This window comes from Pseudomonas sp. HMWF006 (assembly GCF_003061205.1).
Classification (GTDB): Bacteria; Pseudomonadota; Gammaproteobacteria; order Pseudomonadales; family Pseudomonadaceae; genus Aquipseudomonas; species Aquipseudomonas monsensis.
Map to the genome: position 1 here is coordinate 1 of NZ_QAIU01000372.1, position 4,708 is coordinate 4,708.

At 60.4% G+C, this 4,708-nt stretch carries 3 protein-coding genes; all 3 read left to right on the forward strand.

Going from position 1 to position 4,708, the window contains the following annotated elements:
* Positions 1 to 232 precede the first annotated feature (232 nt).
* A complete protein-coding gene (locus DBR24_RS15195; protein ID WP_128615169.1) occupies positions 233 to 2,065 on the forward strand; it encodes an extracellular solute-binding protein in 1,833 nt (610 codons plus the stop codon).
* Positions 2,062 to 3,903 (forward strand): extracellular solute-binding protein, encoded by a 1,842-nt coding sequence (locus tag DBR24_RS15200; RefSeq protein WP_128615170.1) that lies wholly within the window; start codon positions 2,062 to 2,064, stop codon positions 3,901 to 3,903. Before DBR24_RS15195 ends, DBR24_RS15200 begins: the two co-directional genes overlap by 4 nt.
* A 4-nt stretch (positions 3,904 to 3,907) precedes the next feature.
* On the forward strand, positions 3,908 to 4,708 hold an 801-nt coding region (locus DBR24_RS15205; protein ID WP_128615171.1), incomplete at its 3' end, for an ABC transporter permease subunit.

Below are 4,708 nucleotides of genomic sequence, written 5' to 3' on the forward strand. Positions count from 1 at the left end.
CGGGAGAGGGTCAGGGTGAGGGGCTTTTGAGAACTTGAGTTCGACTCGGTATCGCACGTCGGTGCAATTCGTCCAGACACCACGATCAGTCCCCTCTCCCTCCGGGAGAGGGTCAGGGTGAGGGGCTCTTCGCGCAAACGATTAACCCTGCATTAACCCGCATCTTTTTCCTGTCCAGACAAGCTGTTACTGTACGGCCCACTAAGCCCAAGCCGCCTGGATCGGATCTGACTTGAAGCGTCCCCTCCTCCTGCTCCTGATCAGCCTGGCCTTGAGCTCAACCGCAAGCGCGACGATTACCGAAAGTCACGGTTATGCGCAGTTCGGCACGCTCAAGTACCCGGCCAGATTTACCCACTTCGACTGGGTCAACCCGCAAGCGCCCAAGGGCGGTACGTTGCGGGTGATGGCATTCGGCACCTTCGATACGGTCAATCCCTACACGTTCAAGGGCACCAGCCCGGTCACCACGCCGAATTTCCTGCAGTACGGCATCAACGAGCTGAACGAGCCGCTGATGGTCGGCACCGGCCAGTATTCGCCGTCCGGTGACGAACCCGCATCCAGTTACGGCTTGATCGCGCAATCGGTGGAGTACAGCGAAGATCGCAGCTGGGTGGTGTTCAATCTGCGCCCGGAAGCACGTTTTCACGATGGCACGCCGATCACCGCCTACGACGTGGCGTTCTCCTACCGTCTGCTGCTCAAGGAAGGTCATCCGCTGTACCGAACGGCGTTGCAGGAAGTGTTGCGCGTCGACATCCTCAACAAGCAGCGCATCCGTTTCGTGCTCAAGCGCTCCGGTAATCCGTTGTTGATCCTGCGTCTCGGCGAACTGCCGGTGCTGCCGCAGCATTACTGGAAAGACCGCGACTTCAAGGCCACCACCTTCGAGCCGCCGCTGGGCAGCGGGCCATACCGCATCACGTCCGTCACACCGGGGCGGCAGTTGATCTTCGAACGGGTCAAGGACTACTGGGGCAAGGATTTGCCGGTCAATCGCGGCAAGTACAACTTCGATCGCATGGAAGTCGAGTTCTACCGCGACAGCGACGTCGCCTTCGAAGCATTCAAGGCCGGCGAGTTCGACATCTATATCGAGCACCAGGCGAAGAACTGGGCCAACGGCTACAACTTCCCGGCCGTGCGCCGTGGCGATGTTATCAAGGCGCAGATCCCGCATCAGATCCCGACCCCGAGCCAGGGCCTGTTCATGAACACCCGGCGTCCGACGTTTGCCGACGTCAAGGTGCGTGAAGCGCTGGGCCTGATGTTCGACTTCGAGTGGACCAACCGAGCGCTGTTCAGCGACGCCTACAAGCGCACGACCAGCTACTACCCCAACAGCGAGTTTTCCGCGACGGGACTGCCGGTCGGCCATGAATGGCTGATGCTCAAGCCGTACAAGGAGCAACTCCCGGCCCGGCTGTTCACCGCACCGTTCAGCCTGCCGCAGACCGATGGCCGCGGCATCCCCCGGGAGACCATGCGCAAGGCCCTGACCCTGCTCGCCGAGGCCGGCTGGAAGCTCAACGGTCAGCGCTTGCAAAACGCCAATGGCCAGCCACTGAGCTTCGAACTGCTGCTGGTCAACCCGAACCTTGAGCGCATCCTGCAGCCGTACATCGAGAACCTCAACAGCATCGGCATTGATGCGCGCCTGCGCACGGTGGATCGCGCCCAGTACAAACAACGTCTGGATCAGTTCGATTTCGACATGATCCTGATGACGCTCAACCAGACGCTCAGCCCGGGTCTGGAGCAATGGCAGTACTTCCATTCCAGTCAGGTCGGGGTCAAGGGCAGCAAGAATTACGCGGGTATCGCCAATCCGGTGGTCGATCACCTGCTCGAGCAATTGCTCGCCGCACGCACCCGCGACGAACAGGTCGCCGCCGGCAAGGCGCTGGACCGCGTGCTGCTGTGGCAGCACTACAGCATTCCCAACTGGTACCTCAATTATCACCGTCTGGCCTACCGCAACCGGTTGGCCTTTGTCACCACGCCGCCCTACACCCTGGGCCTGAGCGCGTGGTGGCTGAAGTCTTCGGAGAAAGATCAATGAAACCGTTCCGCGCCCTGCTCGTGCAGGCCAGCGGTCTGCTGTTCGCCGGGCTGGCCTGTGCCGCCCCGCAACACGCTGTGACCCTGTACAACGAGCCGCCGAAATACCCGGCCGATTTCAAGCATTTCGATTACGTGAACCCCGACGCACCCAAAGGCGGGACATTCCGTCAGGCCGGTTTCGGCGGCTTCGACAGCCTCAACCCGTTCATCAGCAAAGGGGTGCCGGCCGACGACGTCGGGCAGATCTACGACACCCTGACCAAGCACAGCCTCGATGAGCCGTTCACCGAATACGGCCTGATCGCCAGCAAGATCGAAAAGGCTCCGGACAACAGCTGGGTGCGTTTCTACCTGCGCCCCGAAGCGCGCTTCCACGACGGCCACCCGGTACGTGCCGAGGACGTAGTGTTCAGCTTCAACACGCTGACCAAGGAAGGTTCACCGCTGTTTCGCGGCTACTACAGCGACGTTTCCGAAGTGATCGCCGAAGATCCGCTGAAAGTGCTGTTCAAGTTCAAGCACACCAACAACCGCGAGTTGCCGCTGATTCTCGGCCAGTTGCCGGTGCTGCCGAAACACTGGTGGGCCAGTCGCGATTTCACCAAGGGCAACCTGGAAATCCCGCTGGGCAGCGGCCCGTACAAGGTCGCCGAAGTGAAGGCCGGGCGCTCGGTGCGCTATGAGCGGGTCAAGGATTACTGGGGCAAGGACTTGCCGGTCAACCGTGGTTTCTACAATTTCGACACGATGACCACCGATTACTACCGCGACAACACCGTTGCCCTCGAAGCGCTGAAGGCCGGGCAATTCGATTACTGGCTGGAAATGACCGCAAAAAACTGGGCCAACGCCTACAACATCCCGGCGGTCACCGAAGGTCGCTTGATCAAGGAACAGATCACCAACAGCAATCCGACCGGCATGCAGGGCTTTGTCTTCAACCTGCGCCGCCCGGTGTTTCAGGATGTGCGGGTGCGTCAGGCGCTCGGCCTGCTGTTCGACTTCGAATGGACCAACAAACAACTGTTCAACGGCGCCTACTTCCGCACCCGCAGCTATTTCGAGAACTCGGAAATGGCTGCCACTGGCCTGCCTGACGCCGAGCAACGGGCGATCCTCGAGCCGTTCCGCAGCAAACTGCCGGCGCAAGTGTTCAGTGAGGCCTTCGAGAACCCGAAGACCGATGCCAGCGGCATGATCCGCGCTCAGCAGCGCGAGGCCTATCAATTGCTGCAAGAGGCTGGCTGGAAGATCGTCGATGACAAAATGGTCGACACCAACGGCAAACCCGTGGTCATCGAGTTCCTCCTCGCGCAGACCGAATTCGAACGGGTGCTGCTGCCGTTCAAACGCAACCTCGCGGACCTCGGCATCGACCTGGTGATCCGTCGCGTGGACGTCTCGCAGTACATCAACCGCGTGCGTTCGCGGGACTTCGACATGGTGGTTGGCAGTTTCCCGCAGTCCAACTCGCCGGGTAACGAGCAGCGCGAATTCTGGATGAGCGCCGCCGCCGACAAACCGAGCAGTCGCAACACCATGGGCCTGAAAGACCCGATCGTCGATCAATTGGTGGAGACCCTGATCAACGCCGATTCACGCAGCAGCCTGGTGGCTCATGCCCGTGCACTGGACCGGGTATTGCAATGGGGTTACTACGTGGTCCCCAACTGGCACATCAAGACCTGGCGCGTGGCCTACTGGAACCACATCGGCCACCCGAAAGTCTCGCCCAAGTACGACATCGGCATTAATACCTGGTGGGTCAAGCCTGACGCGAAACCCGCCATAGAAGTCGAAACCAAACTGCAAGCCGACCCTGTGGGCACGGAGTAATCAGATGCTGGCGTATATTTTTCGGCGACTGCTGCTGATCATCCCGACCCTGTTCGGCATCCTGCTGATCAACTTCGTGATCATCCAGGCCGCGCCCGGTGGCCCGGTGGAACAGATGATCGCCAAGCTCGAAGGCTTCGAAGGCGCCACCAGCCGCATTGCCGGCGGCGGTGCCGAGGTGTCGGTGGCCGGCTCCTCCTATCGCGGCGCACAGGGTCTGGACCCGGCGCTGATCAAGGAAATCGAGCACATGTACGGGTTCGACAAATCGGCCCCGGAACGCCTGTGGATCATGGTCAAGAACTACGCGCAGCTGGATTTCGGCGACAGCTTTTTCCGCGACGCCAAGGTCATCGACCTGATCAAGGAAAAGCTGCCGGTGTCGATCTCGCTGGGGCTGTGGAGCACGCTGATCATGTACCTGGTGTCGATCCCGCTGGGGATCGCCAAGGCCACGCGGCACGGTAGCCATTTCGATGTCTGGACCAGTTCGGCAATCATCGTCGGCTATGCGATCCCGGCGTTTCTCTTTGCGATCCTGCTGATCGTGGTGTTTGCCGGCGGCAGTTATCTCGACTGGTTCCCGCTAAGGGGCCTGACCTCAAACAACTTCGATGAACTGAGCTTCGGCGGCAAGATCCTCGATTACTTCTGGCACCTGGCGCTGCCGGTGACGGCGCTGGTGATCGGCAACTTCGCGACCATGACCCTGCTAACGAAAAACAGCTTTCTCGACGAGATCAACAAACAATACGTGGTCACCGCCAAGGCCAAGGGCCTGACGCGTAATCGCGTGCTCTACGGC